The organism is Nocardioides sp. SR21 (assembly GCF_022761125.1).
GTDB lineage: Bacteria > Actinomycetota > Actinomycetes > Propionibacteriales > Nocardioidaceae > Nocardioides.
The window spans coordinates 548,948-565,459 of the sequence record NZ_JAKWJR010000001.1; the positions used below are offsets into that span (position 1 = coordinate 548,948).

At 70.6% G+C, this 16,512-nt stretch carries 12 protein-coding genes; 6 read left to right on the forward strand and 6 right to left on the reverse strand.

Annotated elements, in window-relative coordinates; genetic code table 11:
* Window positions 1-21: 21 nt before the first annotated feature.
* The 4 genes from MJ604_RS02780 to guaA all read left to right on the forward strand — a co-directional run bounded on the left by MJ604_RS02780 (window position 22) and on the right by guaA (window position 5,821).
* Window positions 22-477 carry an RNA polymerase sigma factor gene (locus tag MJ604_RS02780; protein WP_243056751.1) on the forward strand — a complete coding sequence of 152 codons (456 nt, stop codon included), beginning with the start codon at window positions 22-24 and terminating at the stop codon, window positions 475-477.
* A 117-nt stretch (window positions 478-594) separates the two neighbouring features.
* Window positions 595-2,217 carry a succinic semialdehyde dehydrogenase gene (locus tag MJ604_RS02785; protein ID WP_243056752.1) on the forward strand — a complete coding sequence of 541 codons (1,623 nt, stop codon included), beginning with the start codon at window positions 595-597 and terminating at the stop codon, window positions 2,215-2,217.
* The gene (locus MJ604_RS02790; RefSeq protein WP_243056753.1) at window positions 2,214-3,932 is read left to right on the forward strand and encodes a GMC oxidoreductase; all 1,719 of its coding nucleotides are present in this window, start codon (window positions 2,214-2,216) and stop codon (window positions 3,930-3,932) included. The genes MJ604_RS02785 and MJ604_RS02790 overlap by 4 nt, the downstream gene beginning before the upstream one ends.
* A gap of 320 nt (window positions 3,933-4,252) precedes the next feature.
* On the forward strand, window positions 4,253-5,821 hold the full coding sequence (gene guaA, locus MJ604_RS02795) for a glutamine-hydrolyzing GMP synthase (RefSeq protein WP_243056754.1): 1,569 nt from the start codon (window positions 4,253-4,255) through the stop codon (window positions 5,819-5,821).
* Window position 5,822: 1 nt separating this feature from the next.
* On the opposite strand, the gene MJ604_RS02800 is transcribed toward guaA, so the two are convergent.
* On the reverse strand, window positions 5,823-6,728 hold the full coding sequence (locus tag MJ604_RS02800) for an AraC family transcriptional regulator (RefSeq protein WP_243056755.1): 906 nt from the start codon (window positions 6,726-6,728) through the stop codon (window positions 5,823-5,825).
* A 249-nt stretch (window positions 6,729-6,977) separates the two neighbouring features.
* Here MJ604_RS02800 and MJ604_RS02805 point away from each other — a divergent pair, with 249 nt between their 5' ends.
* The gene (locus MJ604_RS02805) at window positions 6,978-7,490 is read left to right on the forward strand and encodes a hypothetical protein (RefSeq protein ID WP_243056756.1); all 513 of its coding nucleotides are present in this window, start codon (window positions 6,978-6,980) and stop codon (window positions 7,488-7,490) included.
* A 119-nt stretch (window positions 7,491-7,609) separates the two neighbouring features.
* On the opposite strand, the gene MJ604_RS02810 is transcribed toward MJ604_RS02805, so the two are convergent.
* The 3 genes from MJ604_RS02810 to MJ604_RS02820 form a co-directional block, all read right to left on the reverse strand.
* On the reverse strand, window positions 7,610-8,476 hold the full coding sequence (locus tag MJ604_RS02810; RefSeq protein WP_243056757.1) for a TIGR03619 family F420-dependent LLM class oxidoreductase: 867 nt from the start codon (window positions 8,474-8,476) through the stop codon (window positions 7,610-7,612).
* Between the two features lie 139 nt (window positions 8,477-8,615).
* Entirely contained in the window at window positions 8,616-8,762 is a 147-nt protein-coding gene (locus tag MJ604_RS02815) for a GPGG-motif small membrane protein (protein ID WP_243056758.1), read from the reverse strand.
* 51 nt (window positions 8,763-8,813) lie between these two features.
* Window positions 8,814-9,227, reverse strand: coding sequence for a DUF5709 domain-containing protein (locus tag MJ604_RS02820; protein ID WP_243056759.1), 414 nt, complete (start codon window positions 9,225-9,227; stop codon window positions 8,814-8,816).
* A gap of 92 nt (window positions 9,228-9,319) precedes the next feature.
* Here MJ604_RS02820 and MJ604_RS02825 point away from each other — a divergent pair, with 92 nt between their 5' ends.
* On the forward strand, window positions 9,320-11,713 hold the full coding sequence (locus tag MJ604_RS02825; protein WP_243056760.1) for a phosphoketolase: 2,394 nt from the start codon (window positions 9,320-9,322) through the stop codon (window positions 11,711-11,713).
* 6 nt (window positions 11,714-11,719) lie between these two features.
* Here MJ604_RS02825 and MJ604_RS02830 read toward each other — a convergent pair whose 3' ends face one another.
* Together MJ604_RS02830 and MJ604_RS02835 are read right to left on the reverse strand one after the other, a co-directional pair.
* Window positions 11,720-14,218 (reverse strand): bifunctional FO biosynthesis protein CofGH, encoded by a 2,499-nt coding sequence (locus MJ604_RS02830; protein ID WP_243056761.1) that lies wholly within the window; start codon window positions 14,216-14,218, stop codon window positions 11,720-11,722.
* A gap of 57 nt (window positions 14,219-14,275) precedes the next feature.
* Complete coding sequence (locus tag MJ604_RS02835) at window positions 14,276-16,420, reverse strand: MMPL family transporter (protein ID WP_243056762.1); 2,145 nt, start codon at window positions 16,418-16,420, stop codon at window positions 14,276-14,278.
* Window positions 16,421-16,512: the final 92 nt, after the last annotated feature.

Sequence of the window (16,512 nt, forward strand, 5' to 3'; positions counted from 1 at the left end):
CTTCACGGTCAGGAGGCACAGATGGCTGAGGTGGATCGCGAGGCGTTCACGCGGTGCTGGCTCGCCCACGCGGGCCAGGTTCGCGCATACGCGTCGAGGCACGTGGGCCTCGAGGATGCGGGCGATGTCGTGGCGGAGACGTTCTTGCAGGCATGGCGTCGCTGGTCGGACGTCCCCGAGGCCGCCCTGCCGTGGCTGATCGGTACGGCGCGCAAGGTGATCGGCAATCGTCGCCGCTCGGAGCGTCGGCGGGAGGCGTTGGCGGTGCGGGTTGCTCTACTGGACGGTGCGGCGAAGGACCCGTCCGGTGTCGACCTCGAGGCCGAGACCCGTCGGGCCGCCGTCCCGGTCGACGACCAGGGACGCTGGGCGGTCGAGTTGCCGGGGATCCTGGCGCAGCCCACGAGGGTCGAGGTGGCCTTCCTGGGCCTCGACGACACCCCGCTCGGGGAGGCCGTCGAGGCCATCGACCCCTGATCGGGCCTACGACGCGGCGGTTGACATCGCAAGCCGATGTGTAAAACCGCACACTGGGGTCCCCAAGCGCTACTGAAAGGTAGTGATCGGAGACGCCGGTCACATACTCTCGGTCGCATGAGCGCCCAGAACCCCCATCCGTCCGGCGGTCCGGTCGTCGAAGGCCCGCACGACCCCGAGCACGACCCGAGGGCGTCGTACGCACTCGAACCGGAGTACGTCGCGGCGCTCACCGACCGGCTGGTCGCGACGTCTGGCGAGACCGCGCAGGTGTTCTCGCCGCTGAACGGCGCTCCGCTCGCGCACGTCCCGCAGTCGACGCGGGCCGACGTGGCCGACGCGTTCCAGCGGGCGCGCAAGGCCCAGTTCGCCTGGGCGCGGACGCCGATCGAGGCGCGCGCCGTGATGCTGCTGCGCCTGCACGACCTGGTGCTCGACCGCCAGGAGGAGATCACCGACCTGGTGGTCCTCGAGAACGGCAAGGCACGCAAGCACGCGTTCGACGAGCCGCTGCACGTCGCGCTGACCGCCCGCTACTACGGGCGCACGGCGGTCAAGCACCTCGGCACCAAGCGCAGCCCGGGCGTCTTCCCGGTGCTCACCCGCGCCGAGATCAACCGCGTGCCCAAGGGCGTCGTCGGGATCATCTCGCCGTGGAACTACCCCTTCAACCTGGCGCTGATCGACGGCCTGGCCGCGATCGTGGCGGGCAACGCCGTGGTCATCAAGCCCGACGCGCAGACCATGCTGTCCGCGCTGCTCGGCGCCGAGCTGCTCGAGCAGGCGGGCCTGCCGGCGGACCTGTGGCAGGTCGTCGCCGGCCCCGGTCCGGAGATCGGTGGCGCGATCATCGAGCGCGCCGACTACGTCTGCTTCACCGGCTCGACCGCCACCGGCCGGATCGTCGCGAAGGCCTGCGCCGACCGGCTGATCGGCAGCTCGCTCGAGCTCGGCGGCAAGAACCCGCTCCTCGTGCTGCGCGACGCCGACCTCGAGAAGGCGGCCGAGGGCGCCGTACGCGCGAGCTTCTCCAGCTCCGGGCAGCTCTGCGTGTCGATCGAGCGGATGTTCGTGGCCGACCAGGTCTACGACCGCTTCGTCGAGCGCTTCGTGGCGCGCACCGAGGCGATGACGCTGGGCGCGACGCTCGAGTGGGGCAACGACATGGGCACGCTGACCTCGCAGCAGCAGCTCGACGCCGTCACCGCGCACGTCGAGGACGCCGTCGCCAAGGGTGCTCGGGTGCTCACCGGCGGCAAGGCACGCCCGGACCTCGGCCCCTACTACTTCGAGCCGACGATCCTCGAGGGCGTCACGCCGGAGATGAGCTGCTTCGGCAAGGAGACGTTCGGGCCGGTCGTCTCGCTGTACCGGTTCCACGACGAGGCCGACGCGATCTCGCGGGCCAACGAGGGCCAGTACGGCCTGAACGCCTCGATCTACAGCCAGGACGGCGACCGCGCCCGCGCGATCGCGACGTTCATCAAGTGCGGCACCGTGAACATCAACGAGGCGTTCGGCGCCACGTTCGCCAGCCTCGACACCCCGATGGGTGGGATGCGCGAGTCCGGCACCGGCCGCCGCCAGGGTGCCGAGGGCGTGCTCCGGTTCACCGAGACCCAATCGGTCGCGACCCAGCGGGTGCTGGCGCTCGGCCCGCAGCTCGGGATGTCGGACGAGCAGTACGCCAAGGTGATGGCCTTCAACCTGCGCCTGCTGAAGAAGCTGGGCCGCGCATGAGCGCCGACCTGGACTTCGACGTCCTCGTCGTCGGGTCCGGCTTCGGTGGCTCGGTCACCGCGCTGCGGCTGACCGAGAAGGGCTACCGCGTCGGCGTCCTGGAGGCCGGCCGCCGGTTCGCGGACGACGAGCTGCCGGAGACGTCGTTCGACGTCACCAGCTACCTCTTCCGGCCCGAGGTCGGCTGCTACGGCATCCAGCGCATCGACGCGCTGCGCGACTGCCTGATCGTGTCCGGCGCGGGCGTGGGCGGCGGGTCGCTGGTGTACGCGAACACGCTGTACGAGCCGCTGCCGGCGTTCTACAACGACCCGCAGTGGAGCCACATCACCGACTGGCAGTCGGAGCTGGCGCCGTACTACGACCAGGCGAAGCGGATGCTCGGCGTCGTCGACAACCCGCTGCGCACCCCGTCGGACGACGTGATGGAGAAGGTCGCCAGCGAGATGGGTGTGGGGGAGTCGTTCCACACCACGCCGGTCGGCGTCTTCTTCGGCGGGCCCGGGGCGGGCATGGGGCAGAGCGTCGACGACCCGTTCTTCGGGGGCGCCGGCCCGGAGCGCAAGACCTGCATCGGCTGCGGCTCGTGCATGACCGGCTGCCGTCACAACGCCAAGAACACGCTGGTGAAGAACTACCTGCACCTCGCGGAGTCCGCCGGGGCGAAGGTCCTCCCGCTGACCACGGTCACGCAGATCTCGCCGCGGTCCGGCGGTGGGTACGACGTGCACGTGAAGTTCACGAAGGCCAAGACGTCGCGCCGCTCCGCGCGCCGGGTGCTCACCGCGGACCAGGTCGTGCTGTCCGCGTCGGCGCTCGGCACCCAGCGGCTGCTGCACCGGATGCGTGACGAGGGGCACCTGCCGCGGCTGTCCGAGCGCCTCGGCCACCTGTCGCGCACGAACTCCGAGTCGATCGGCGGTGTCGTCGCCCCGGACCTGAAGGTCGACTACAGCCAGGGCATCGCGATCACCTCGAGCTTCCACCCCGACGAGAACACCCACATCGAGAACGTCCGCTACGGCCCGGGCAGCAACCTGATGTCGCTGCTGCAGTCGGTGCTCACCGACGGGGACGGCGACGAGCCGCGCTGGCGCACGTGGATGCGCGAGATGTGGGCGCAGCGCACCAAGGTCCTGGACCTCTACGACATGAAGCACTGGTCCGAGCGGACCGTGATCGCGCTGGTCATGCAGAGCCTCGACAACTCGATCACGACGTACACCAAGCAGGTGCCCGGCACCCGCAAGCGCTACCTCACCTCCAAGCAGGGCCACGGCGAGCCGAACCCGACCTGGATCCCGGCCGGCAACGAGGCGATCCGGAAGATGGCCGAGATCATGGACGGCTTCCCGGGCAGCGCCGTCGGCGACGCGTTCAACCGGCCGCTCACCGCGCACTTCATCGGCGGCTGCGCGATCGGCGACTCCGCCCACACCGGCGTGATCGACCCGTACCAGCGGGTCTACGGCCACCCCGGCCTGCACGTCGTCGACGGCTCCGCGGTCACCGCGAACCTCGGCGTGAACCCGTCGCTCACGATCACCGCCCAGGCGGAGCGGGCGCTGGCGTTCTGGCCGAACAAGGGCGAGGCCGACCCGCGCCCCGACCTGGGCTCGTCGTACACCCGGATCGAGCCGGTCGCACCTCGCTCGCCGGTCGTCCCGGACGACGCTCCGGGGGCGCTGCGGCTGCCCATCGTCGGGGTCAGCTGAATTCTCCTGAATCGGTGTCCGGAACCCCGTAACGCGCTTCTTTACCTCTCGTTGAGCCAGCGGACCCGGTCAAACGCTCCCTCCCACCGCCGGGTCCCGTGTCCAGGCTCTGTCCAGCAGAAGCGTGGACGGTCAGGGCCCGGCCACCCTCCCTCCCCGGCCGGGTCCTGACAGGGGGCGTCCACGTCGAATCGGGACTTTCCGTCCGTCGAGTCGGGAGTTTCCGCCACGACGTCGCGCCGGGCTGACGGAAAGTCCCGACTGAAGGGACGAAAACTCCCGATTCAACGTGGGCAGACGGCCCTCGATAGGCTTCGCCCATGACGCAGGCTGCGGAGCACGATCTGGTCCTGGTGGTCGACTTCGGGGCGCAGTACGCGCAGCTGATCGCCCGCCGCGTCCGCGAGGCGCGGGTCTACTCCGAGATCGTGCCGCACACGATGCCGGTCACGGACATGCTGGCGCGCAACCCGAAGGCGATCATCCTGTCCGGCGGGCCGTCGTCGGTGTACGCCGAGGGTGCTCCGAGCATCGACACCACGATCTTCACGTCGGGCACCCCGGTGTTCGGCATGTGCTACGGCTTCCAGCTGATGGCCCAGGGCCTCGGCGGCGAGGTCGCCCACACCGGCGCCCGCGAGTACGGCCGCACCGCGGTCACCGTCGGCGCGCCCGGCACGCTGCTCGCCGAGATCCCGGCCGCGCACACCGTCTGGATGTCGCACGGCGACTCCGTCGCGGCGGCCCCGCCGGGCTTCGACGTGCTGGCGTCGACCGCGGTCACGCCGGTCGCGGCCTTCGAGAACGTCGACCGCGGCCTCGCCGGCGTCCAGTGGCACCCCGAGGTGCTGCACACCGAGCACGGCCAGAAGGTCCTCGAGCACTTCCTCGTCAACATCGCGCACTGCCACCAGACCTGGACGATGGTCAACATCGTCGAGGAGCAGATCGAGTCGATCCGCGCCCAGATCGGCGACCGCGGCCGCGCGATCTGTGGGCTGTCCGGCGGCGTCGACTCCGCCGTCGCCGCCGCGATCGTGCAGCGCGCGATCGGGGACCGGCTGACCTGCGTGTACGTCGACCACGGACTCATGCGCAAGGACGAGACCGAGCAGGTCGAGCGCGACTTCGTCGCCGCCACCGGCGTCGACCTGAAGGTCGTCGACGCCGAGAAGCGCTTCCTCGACGCGCTCGCCGGGGTCACCGACCCGGAGGAGAAGCGCAAGATCATCGGCCGCGAGTTCATCCGCGTCTTCGAGGCCGCCGAGGCCGAGGTGCTCGGCGACAGCGACGACAAGGTCGCCTTCCTGGTGCAGGGCACGCTCTACCCCGACGTCGTCGAGTCCGGCGGGGGAGCAGGCACCTCCAACATCAAGTCCCACCACAACGTCGGCGGCCTGCCCGACGACCTCGAGTTCGAGCTCGTCGAGCCGCTGCGGACGCTCTTCAAGGACGAGGTCCGCCTGGTCGGCGAGCAGCTCGGCCTGCCGGCCGAGATCGTGTGGCGCCACCCGTTCCCCGGTCCGGGACTCGGCATCCGGATCATCGGCGAGGTCACCCGCGAGCGCCTCGACATCCTCCGCGAGGCGGACGCGATCGCCCGCGAGGAGCTCACCAAGGCCGGCCTCGACCGCGACATCTGGCAGTTCCCCGTCGTCCTGCTCGCGGACGTGCGCAGCGTCGGCGTCCAGGGTGACGGCCGCACCTACGGCCACCCGATCGTGCTCCGCCCGGTGACCTCCGAGGACGCGATGACCGCCGACTGGGCGCGACTGCCGTACGACGTGCTCGAGAAGATCTCGACCCGCATCACCAACGAGGTCCGCGAGGTCAACCGGGTCACCGTCGACATCACCTCGAAGCCGCCCGGCACCATCGAGTGGGAGTGACTCAGCTGCCCTGCCGCAGCGTCTCGGACGGCGTCCGGCCGAACGTACGCCGGTAGTCCTGCGCGAACCGTCCCGCGTGCGTGATGCCCCAGCGCAGCATCACGTCGGTCACGGTGACGCCGTCGCCGCCGACGACCAGCTCGTCGTGGATGCGGCGGATCCGCGCTGCGCGCAGGTAGGCCGTCGGGGTGGTGTCGAGGTGGGCGTGGAACGCCTCCTGGAGCGACCGCACGCTGACGCCGACCGCGTCGGCGACGTCGGCGGTGGTGAGCGGCTCGGCGCAGCGCTCCTCGATGAGGTCCATTGCGCGGCGGAGCGCGCGCGGGCGGGTGGAGCCGTTGCGGTCGCCGAGCAGCGCGGAGTGCGAGCCGGTGTGCACCGCCAGCAGCCCGTCGACGACGGCGAGCTCGAGGGAGGCGGCGGCGAGTGGAGATCGGCTGAGCGGACCGGTGGCATCGAGGTCGCGGACGACCGTGTCGACCAGGCCGCGCCAGCTGCCTGACCCCGGCTTGGTGAGGTCGAGGGCGAGATCGAGGCGCAGGCTCCGGCTCGGCACCTCGCCGAGGGCCAGCGCCAGTCTCGAGTCGAGCAGTGCCCGGTCGATCCGGATCATCAGCCGGGGGTTCGGGGCGCAGTAGCGCATCGTGATGGAGTCCCCGGGACTGGTCACGGCCGCCATGTCCGGCGTCGCGACCAGGGAGTGGGGTCCGATCTCGGCCAGGAACGTCCCCTCCAGGGAGATCTGGACGAGCACGTAGTCGCCGAGCTGCGCCGACACCTCGACGTCGCCGCCGTAGTCCATGTAGTGGAAGGACGTCAGGCCGAGGCCTGCCGCGTGGTGGACGACGTCGATCGCACCCGTGCGGTCGAGCGGGTTGAGCCGATGCGGGCTCAGTGCCGCCGACATGCGCTCCCGGGCGACTTCGACATCAGTCGTCCGAAATCCTGGCCTGGAGGCCAGCGGAACGGTCGCAGCGGACATCCGACCTCCCGAGGGTCAGGGGACGACCGAGTATCGCACCGGGGAGCAGTCGCCGGGCGCGGTTTCACACGCGTTCTGGGGATAGTCGCCGCGCTGGCCGGATCGCGACGCCGGTTCACCCCGTCGTAACATCTGCGCGGGTACATGAATCGCGGTACATCTCGGGAGCCCAGCATGGAGACCTACACCGAACTCGACGAGAGCGAGCTCGTCGCCGACCACCTGGCGCTCGTCGAGCGTCTGGTCTGGGAGATGGCGGTCGGATCGGCAGCCTCGGTCGACCGCGACGGGCTGCGACTCGTCGGCCGGCTCGCCCTCGAGCGCGCCGCCCAGGCGTGGGAGCCCGGGACTCCCGTGGAGTTCGCGCAGGTCGCGGCCGTGTGGATCCGGACCGCGATCGCCGACGAGCTGCAGGCGATCGAGTGGATGGCCTGCACCTCGCGCCGCGGCCCGGGACTCAAGGCGGAGGTGCGGCTGGCCCGCTCGATCGCCATGCTCCCCGCCCGGCTCCGCGTGGTGGCGGCGACGTACTTCCTCGAGCACCGGTCGATGGACGAGGTCGCCGACGAGCTCGGTCTCACCCACGAACAGGTCGCCCGGCTGCGCGCGCAGGCCCTCGTGCTGCTGCGCGACACCCTGGCCGAGGCGCTCGAGTCGCGTCGGCTCGGCCTCGCCCGGCCGGCGTGACCCAGATCTCTCGACCCAAAACGTCCGAAACCGCCGCATTCGGCTCTACCGCCGGGTAGAGTTCCTCTCGAACCGCTGGGGACCCGAGACCCCGGCGGTTCTTCCATTTCCGGGACGAATCAGCCGTTGACCGGCACCAGCACGTCGTGGGCGAACCGCTCCATGCCGTCGACCTTCTGCTCCACCGTGCAGTCGAGGCCGTGGTAGTAGGCCCACGGCATCGTCCAGCAGTCGGTGACGCCGCCGGCCTCGGCGCGCTGGAAGTGCTCGGGCAGGAACGCGTCCTTGAGCGCGGTGATCACCGAGAACTCGCCCTCGGCGCCGACCTCGCGGCGCACCTCGGCGATCCGCCCGGCGATCTCGATCGCCTCGTCGGTCGTGTACATGTCGCCCACCCAGCCGTCGTGGCGCGCCGCGCGGCGGAACGCGATCTCGGAGAGGCCGCCGATGAGGATCGGGATGCGGGCCGGGGGTGTGGGCTCCATGACGAGCCGGGGCGCGCTGTAGAACTCGCCCTCGAACTCGGTCCAGCCCGGCTTCCACAGCTCCGCCATCAGCGCGAGAGCCTCGTCGGTACGCCGGCCGCGGGTGTGGAAGTCCTGTCCCAGGAGCTCGAACTCCTCGCGGCACCAGCCGATCCCGGCGCCGAGGCTCACCCGGCCGCCGGAGAGCACGGCCGCCGTACCCACGCTCTTGGCGACCTGGAACGGGTTGCGGATCGCGGGGACGTAGACGGAGGTGAAGAAGTGCAGCCGCGTCGTCACCGCGGCGAGCGCCCCGATCAGCACCCACGGGTCCGGCCAGGCGGCCGAGAAGTCCCAGCGCCGCGCGCCGTCGGGCGTGTACGGGTAGGGGGTCTCGAGCTCCTCGAGGTCGACCACGTGGTCCGGCACCGCCATCGAGTGGTAGCCGAGCTGGTCGGCCGCGCGGGCCAGGACGGGCAGGTGGTCGACCGGCTGGAACGCCGTGCTGATCGAGAAGCGCACGCGCCCACCCTAGCGCCGAACTAGAACAGGTTCTCGTTCTTGCGGGTACCCGTTTGGGCGGTGCCCCGTGGGGGTACCGCCGAGGCGGCCGCGGCGCCGATGTACTCACGCAGGCATCGGCACCGCGGCCCTGGCGCTCCTAGGTGAAGATGCTGACGCCACCCGGGCCCACCAGGAGCCCGACGATGATCAGCACGACCCCGAACAGCACCTGACCCTTGAAGAGCTGGACGATGCCGCCGATCACGAGGACGACGGCCAGAAGCCACAGCAGAAATGCGAACACGAGTCCCTCCCTTTCAGTTGTCGGGAAGGCATTACCCCGTTCGGGTGGGGTTCACTCGTCGTCGAGGTCCTCCACGACGTGGATCGCGGCCTCCTCGGCGGACGCCGCGCCGTCGTCGATGCCGACGTCGTCCGCCGCGAACTCGTCGGAGCCGGTCGTCCCGACCAGTCGCCCGGCCCGCAGGTCGCCGACCTGGTCGTCGTCGGGGAGGTCCGCTGCGTCGTCGTACGGGTCGACGTCCGGCTCCTCCTGGCCGATCCGCTGGTCGATGGTCTCGCGGTGCTCCTCCTCCCAGGGCGTGTTGCCGTAGCCCTGTCCCGCCGACCACTTCTCGGGCGGCGAGTAGCCGCGGTCGAGCGGGTCGGCGACGTCGGCGTCGCCGAGGTCCTCGATGTTCCCGGGCTGGTCCTCGTCGTCGACGCTGTAGTCGCCGTAGATCTCCTGGTCGCCATCGCCATGACTCATGACCGGAACGGTACCCGCCCGATTCGGGTGAGATGCGAGGCGAGGGCCATCCGGCCCTTGCGTGGCTGCCCGGCGGCGGCGAGCGTGGTGGCATGGCCGATGACCTCGCAGTCCTGGACCGGTGGTGGCGCGCGGCGAACTACCTGTCGGTCGGGCAGATCTACCTGATGAACAACCCGCTGCTGCGCGAGCCCCTGCTCCCCGAGCATGTGAAGCCGCGCCTCCTCGGGCACTGGGGGACCACCCCTGGGCTCACCTTCATCTACGCCCACCTCAACCGCGCGATCATGGCGCGCGGCACCGAGATGCTCTACATCACCGGGCCCGGCCACGGTGGTCCTGGCCTGGTGGCGGCGGCGTACCTCGAGGGGACCTACTCCGAGGTCTACCACGACATCGGGCTGGACGAGCGCGGCCTGCGCCGGCTGTTCACCCAGTTCTCCTTCCCCGGCGGGATCCCCAGCCACGTCGCCCCCGAGACGCCCGGCTCGATCCACGAGGGTGGCGAGCTCGGCTACGCCCTCTCGCACGCGTACGGCGCCGCGTTCGACAACCCCGACCTCATGGTCGCGGCGGTCGTCGGTGACGGTGAGGCCGAGACCGGCCCGCTGGCGACCAGCTGGCACGGCACGAAGTTCGTGGACCCGCGCCGCGACGGGGCGGTGCTGCCGATCCTGCACCTCAACGGGTACAAGATCGCCAACCCCACGGTCCTCGCGCGGATCCCCGAGGAGGAGCTGCTCTCGCTGATGCGCGGCCACGGGCACACGCCGTACGTCGTCGCCGGTTCCGACCCGGCCCAGATGCACGCGGACTTCTCGGGCACGCTCGACCGCTGCCTCGACGAGATCGCCGACATCCAGGGCGAGGCGCGCAACGCGTCCGGCGCGGTCGCGCGGCGGCCGTGGCCGATGATCGTGCTCCGCTCGCCGAAGGGCTGGACCGGCCCCAAGGAGGTCGACGGCAAGCGGGTGGAGGGCTTCTGGCGCTCCCACCAGGTGCCGTTCGCCAACGCCCGCGGGGACGACGGCCACCGGAAGGTGCTCGAGGAGTGGATGCGCAGCTACGATCCCGAGTCGCTCTTCGACGAGTCCGGTGCGCCGGCCGCGGACATCGCGGCGCTGCACCCCGGCGGTGACCTGCGGATGAGCGCGACCCCGCACGCCAACGGGGGCCTGCTGCTGCGCGGGCTGCAGCTGCCGGACTTCCGCGACTACGCCGTCGACGTCGAGATCCCCGGCACCGGCGCGGTCGAGGCGACCCGCGTGCTCGGCGGGTTCCTGCGCGACGTCATGGCGGAGAACATGGACAACTTCCGGCTGTTCGCGCCCGACGAGAACTCCTCGAACCGGCTGCAGGACGTCATGGAGGTCACCAACCGGACCTGGAACGCCGAGATCGAGGAGTACGACGACCACCTCGCTCCGGACGGGCGGATCATGGAGATCCTGTCCGAGCACACCTGCCAGGGCTGGCTCGAGGGCTACCTGCTCACCGGCCGGCACGGGCTGTTCTCCTGCTACGAGGCGTTCATCCACCTGGTCGACTCGATGTTCAACCAGCACGCGAAGTGGTTGGGGACCACCCGCCGGATCGAGTGGCGCCGCCCGATCGCGTCGCTGAACTACCTGCTGACCTCGCACGTCTGGCGCCAGGACCACAACGGCTTCTCCCACCAGGACCCGGGCTTCATCGACCACGTCGTGAACAAGAAGGCCGACGTCGTCCGCGTCTACCTGCCGCCGGACGCCAACACGCTGCTCTCGGTCGCGGACCACTGCCTGCGCAGCAAGCACTACGTGAACGTGATCGTGGCGGGCAAGCAGCCGGCTTTGCAGTACCTCCCGATGAACGAGGCGATCGTGCACTGCACGAAGGGCCTGGGCATCTGGGACTGGGCCTCGAACGACGAGGGTGGCCCGGACGCCGTGATGGGCTGCGCCGGCGACGTGCCCACCATGGAGACGATCGCCGCGGTCCAGCTGCTGCGCGAGCACGTCCCCGACCTGAAGGTCCGGGTCGTGAACGTCGTCGACCTGATGCGCCTGCAGCCGGCCTCCGAGCACCCGCACGGGCTGACCGACGCGGACTTCGACTCGCTGTTCACCACCAGCCAGCCGGTGATCTTCGCCTACCACGGCTACCCGTGGCTCATCCACCGGCTGACCTACAAGCGCACCAACCACGCCAACATCCACGTGCGCGGGTACAAGGAGGAGGGCACCACGACCACGCCGTTCGACATGGCAGTGATGAACCACATCGACCGGTACAACCTGGCCATCGACGTGCTCGACCGGGTGCCGCGGCTGGCGGCGACGTCAGCGGGGGCGCGGGAGTTCTTCAAGGACCAGCTGATCCGGCACCGGCAGTACGTCCGGACGCACGGTGAGGACCTGCCGGAGATCCAGGACTGGGAGTGGAGCCCGGCGTCCGGACCGACGGTGCGGACCTCGACGCCGGAGCAGGACGCTCCGGAGGGCTGACCAGCCTCAGCGCACGCCGTACGTCGTCGTCCGCTCCACGACGGGGCGGCCGATGCCGGCGCCGATCTCCACGAGCTCGGCGACGGTCTTGGCCGACCCGTGCTCGGAGCCGGCCATCCGCGAGATGGTCTCCTCCATCAGCGTGCCGCCGACGTCGTTCGCGCCCGCCTGCAGCATCGCGCGGGTGCCGTCGACGCCGAGCTTCACCCACGACGTCTGGATGTTGCGGATCCGGCCGTGCAGCAGGATCCGCGCCATCGCGTGCACCGCGAGGTTGTCGCGCAGGCTCGGACCGGGGCGGGCCACGCCGGCGAGGTAGATCGGCGACGAGGTGTGCACGAACGGCAGCGGCACGAACTCGGTGAAGCCGCCGGTCTCGTCCTGGATCCGGCTCAGCACTCGCAGGTGGCTGACCCAGTGCCGCGGGTTGTCGACGTGTCCGTACATCATCGTGCTCGTCGTGGGCAGGCCCACCTGGTGCGCGGTGGTGACGACCTCGATCCAGGTGCGGGTCGGCAGCTTGCCCTTGGTGAGCACCCAGCGGACCTCGTCGTCGAGGATCTCTGCCGCGGTGCCCGGGAGCGACCCGAGACCGGACTCGCGGGCCTTGATCAGGAAGTCCTCGATCGACAGCCCCGTGCGGGCGACGCCGTTCACGACCTCCATCGGCGAGAACGCGTGCACGTGCATGTCGGGGACCCGCTGCTTCACGGCGTTCACGAGGTCGAAGTACGCCGTCGCCGGGAGCTCGGGGTCGATGCCGCCCTGCATGCAGACCTCAGTGGCCCCGAGGTCCCAGGCCTCCTCGGCGCGGTCGGCGACCTCGTCGAGGGACAGGGAGTAGGCGTCCGCGTCGGTGCGGCGCTGCGCGAACGCGCAGAACCGGCAGCCGACGTAGCAGACGTTGGTGAAGTTGATGTTCCGGTTGACGACGTAGGTCACGTCGTCGCCGACGGTCTCGCGGCGCAGGTCGTCGGCCAGCCGGCAGACCTCGCGCAGCAGGTCGCCCTCCGCGGTCATCAGCGTCAGCGCGTGCTCGTCGGACAGGTTGCCCGGGTCCCGCTCCGCGGCCTTGAGAGCGGCCATGCCGTCGGTGGTCGAGCCCGTCGAGACCCCGGTGCTCGACGCGGCCTCGCGGACCGAGTCCCAGTCGCCGTACACGTTCGCGAAGTCCGAGCGCCGGTCATCGGTGCGGCCCTCGGTGTCGACGGCGCTGAACAGGTCCGTGCGGCCGACCGAGGCGAACCCGCCGTCCGGCTCCTGCCACGGCAGGCCGGTGGGGCGTACGTCGGGCCGCGCGAGCCCGTCGTCGGTGGCGAGCGCGGCGACATGGGCCGAGACCCGCGGGTCGAGCCACGGCTCGCCCTGGCGGACGTACTCGGGGTGCACGGTCAGGCGCGGGGCGAGCTCGAAGCCGCAGCTCGCGGTGAGGTCACGGAGCCGGTCCAGGGACGGCCACGGCCGCTCCGGGTTGACGTGGTCGGGTGTCAGCGGGGACACGCCGCCCCAGTCGTCGACGCCGGCCTCGAGCAGTGCCCGGCACTCGGCCAGGTCGACCAGGTTGGGCGGCGCCTGGACCCGGGCCTTGGGGCCGAGCACGATCCGGGTGACCGCGATCGCGGCGCGGTACTCGTCGAGGTCGAGGTCGTCGGCGTGCCGCATCGCGGTGTCGGGCTTGGCCCGGAAGTTCTGGACGATCACCTCCTGCACGGAGCCGAAGGCGCGGGAGACCTGGCGCAGCGCGAAGATCGTCTCGGCCCGCTCGGTGAGGTCCTCCCCGATGCCGACCAGCAGCCCGGTCGTGAACGGGATCGAGAGCCGGCCGGCGTCCTCGAGCACGCGGAGCCGGACGGCCGGGTCCTTGTCGGGGGAGCCGTGGTGCGCCTCGCCCTTGTCCTCGAACAGGCGGCGCGAGGTCGTCTCGAGCATCATCCCCATCGACGGGGAGACCGGCTTGAGCCGGTTCATCTCCTCCCAGGTCATCACGCCGGGGTTGAGGTGGGGCAGCAGCCCGGTCTCCTCCAGCACCCGGACCGCCATGGCCCGGACGTAGGCGAGCGTGGAGTCGTAGCCCTGCTCGTCCAGCCAGGCCTGCGCCTCCGGCCACCGGTCCTCCGGCCGGTCGCCGAGGGTGAACAGCGCCTCGAGGCAGCCGAGCTCGGCGCCCTGCCGCGCGATCTCCAGGATCTCGTCGGGGGACAGGTACATCGCGTGCCCGGCGCGGCTGAGCTGGCCGGGGGTCTCGACGAACGTGCAGTAGTGACACCGGTCGCGACACAGCTTGGTGACCGGGATGAACACCTTCGGCGAGTAGGTCACCACGCCGGGGCGGCCGGCCGCCACCAGGCCGGCGTCGCGGACCTTCGCGGCTGCTGCGGTCAGTCGGTCCAGGTCTTCGCCGGTGGCAGCCAGCAGGGCGGTCGCCTCGGGCACGTCCAGGGCGGCCCCGCGCTCGGCGCGCGCCAGAGCGCGACGTACCTGCTGCGGAGTGGGCTGCTCACTCATTCGCACAGGCTAGCCAGCCGCTCCCGGTCGGGAGCGGCCGGCCAGCTGTTGGTCAGGTCACACCGACGCCGGTTGGGGCACCGGCTCGGCCTCGGGGTCCTTGGGCGGCACGACCGGTGGCTTGCGGTCGAGCGCGCTCGGCCACCAGATCTTCCCGCCTAGGTCGAGGTTGATCGCGGTGACCAGCACCGACCGCACGATCATCGTGTCGAGCAGGACGCCGAGGGCGATGGTCGTGCCGATGTGCAGCGCGAACGTCAGCGGCATGGTGGCCAGCGCGCCGAACGTCGCCGCGAGCACGATGCCGGCCGCGGTGATCACCCCGCCCGTCGACGCGAGCGCGATCAGCGAGCCCCGTCGCGTGCCCTTGGTGACCGTCTCCTCCCGCACCCGGGTCATCAGGAAGATGTTGTAGTCGATGCCCAGGGCGACCAGGAACACGAACGCGTACAACGGGAACCCGGGATCGGTGTGCGGCCGGTCGTAGACCAGGTCGAAGACCACCCCGGAGATGCCCAGCGCCGCGCCGAAGGACAGGATCACCGTGCCGATGAGGATCAGCGGGGACGCGAGTGCCCGCAGCAGGCCCATCAGGATCAGCATCACCGCGACCAGCATGATCGGGATGACGACCTTGTTGTCGCGCGCCGAGGCCTCCTCCACGTCGATCGTGACCGCGGTCCAGCCGCCCACCTGGGCGTCCGCGCCCTCCACCGAGTGCACCGCGTCGCGGACCTCGTGGACCGCCTCGATCGACTTCTGGTCGAGCGGGTCGGCGGTGAGGTTGGCCAGGATCAGGGAGGTGCCGTCCTTGTCGGCGACGATCGCGGGCTCCTGGATGCCCTCGATGCCGGCCATGGACTCGACGACCGCCTCGGCCTGGTCGGTGTTGGCGATGATCTGGACCGGCGAGCTCGCGTCCACGAGCCCGTGCTCGACCAGGAGCTCGTTGCCCTGGACCGACTCGACCTCCTGGCCGGCGACGTACGTCTCGTCGTTCGGGATGCCCGAGGTGTCGAGGCGCAGCGCGCCGAGCGCGACGATCAGCAGCGCGATCGCGGTGAAGATCCAGACGACGCGCGGGCGCGGGGCGATCCGGTTGCCGGTGCGTGCCCAGAAGCCCGACTCGGTCGGCTCCTCGCTGCCGAAGCGCGGGATGAACGGCCAGAACACCCAGCGGCCGCAGATGACCAGGAGCGCGGGGAGCAGGGTGACCATGACGACGAACGTCACGGCGACGGCGACGGCGTTGGCCGGGCCGAGACCGGCGGTCGAGTTGAGCTCGGCGAACATCAGGCAGAGCAGGCCGACGACCACGGTCGAGGCGCTGGCGAAGATCGCCGGGGCGGCGCGGTGCAGCGCGAACGCCATCGCCTCGTGCCGGTCCTCGTGACGGCGCAGCTCTTCTCGATAGCGAGCGACCAGCAGCAGGGCGTAGTCCGTCCCGGCCCCGATCACCAGCACGGTCATGATGAACTGCGTCTGTCCGTTGATCGTCATGTCGCCGTACTTGGCCAGCAGGTAGAGCAGGCCGCTCGCGATCACGAGGCTGACGACGGCGCTGAGGATCGGGAGCACCCAGAGCACCGGGCTGCGGTAGCTGACGAGCAGGATAAGGATCACCGCCCCGAGCGTGATCAGCAGCAGCCGGCCGTCCATGCCCGCGAACGCGGCCGCCTGGTCGGCGGTGGTGCCGCCGGCGCCCGCGACGTACACCTCGACGCCGTCGATGGCCGTGAGCTCCTTGACCTCGTCGCGGACGTCGGGCATGTCCTCCCAGAGCTCGTCGCCACGGTTGATCGTGAAGTCCAGCTTCGCGACCTGCCCGTCCTCGGAGACGTACGGCGTGGGGATGCCCTGCTCCGCAGCGGTCTGCGGGGTGATGACGTTGGAGACGCCCTCGATCTCCGCGATCTCAGGACCGTGGCTCTCGATCGCCGCGAGGTCCTCCTCGGTGAGGCCGGACTCCTTGTAGTAGACGATCGTCGTCACGAGCTCGTTCGGGTCCTGGAAGTCCTCCAGCCGCTCGATCGCCTGCGTCGACTCGGCACTCTCGGGCAGCCACGACTCGGCCTCGTTGTTCTGGACGCTGGTCAGCTTGCCCGCCAGGGAGCCCATGGCGAAGAAGGCGATGACCACGGCGACGAGGACGATCCACTTGGTGATGCGGCCGGTCAGCTTCCCGGCGATCTGGATGTGCATGGGGGAACTCTCTCAGTGAGCGGGGACAGCGGGCATCGGGGTTTTCCCCTAGTCCGACCGGTGCAGCATCGCGAAGTCATCGGACGCTCGTA

Excerpts from the sequence above, each read along its gene's own strand:
- MJ604_RS02780 (WP_243056751.1), top strand. The coding sequence starts at position 22 with ATGGCTGAGGTGGATCGCGAGGCGTTCACGCGGTGCTGGCTCGCCCAC.
- MJ604_RS02785 (WP_243056752.1), top strand. The coding sequence starts at position 595 with ATGAGCGCCCAGAACCCCCATCCGTCCGGCGGTCCGGTCGTCGAAGGC.
- MJ604_RS02790 (WP_243056753.1), top strand. The coding sequence starts at position 2,214 with ATGAGCGCCGACCTGGACTTCGACGTCCTCGTCGTCGGGTCCGGCTTC.
- guaA (WP_243056754.1), top strand. The coding sequence starts at position 4,253 with ATGACGCAGGCTGCGGAGCACGATCTGGTCCTGGTGGTCGACTTCGGG.
- MJ604_RS02800 (WP_243056755.1), bottom strand. The coding sequence starts at position 6,728 with ATGTCGGCGGCACTGAGCCCGCATCGGCTCAACCCGCTCGACCGCACG.
- MJ604_RS02805 (WP_243056756.1), top strand. The coding sequence starts at position 6,978 with ATGGAGACCTACACCGAACTCGACGAGAGCGAGCTCGTCGCCGACCAC.
- MJ604_RS02820 (WP_243056759.1), bottom strand. The coding sequence starts at position 9,227 with ATGAGTCATGGCGATGGCGACCAGGAGATCTACGGCGACTACAGCGTC.
- MJ604_RS02825 (WP_243056760.1), top strand. The coding sequence starts at position 9,320 with ATGGCCGATGACCTCGCAGTCCTGGACCGGTGGTGGCGCGCGGCGAAC.
- MJ604_RS02830 (WP_243056761.1), bottom strand. The coding sequence starts at position 14,218 with ATGAGTGAGCAGCCCACTCCGCAGCAGGTACGTCGCGCTCTGGCGCGC.
- MJ604_RS02835 (WP_243056762.1), bottom strand. The coding sequence starts at position 16,420 with ATGCACATCCAGATCGCCGGGAAGCTGACCGGCCGCATCACCAAGTGG.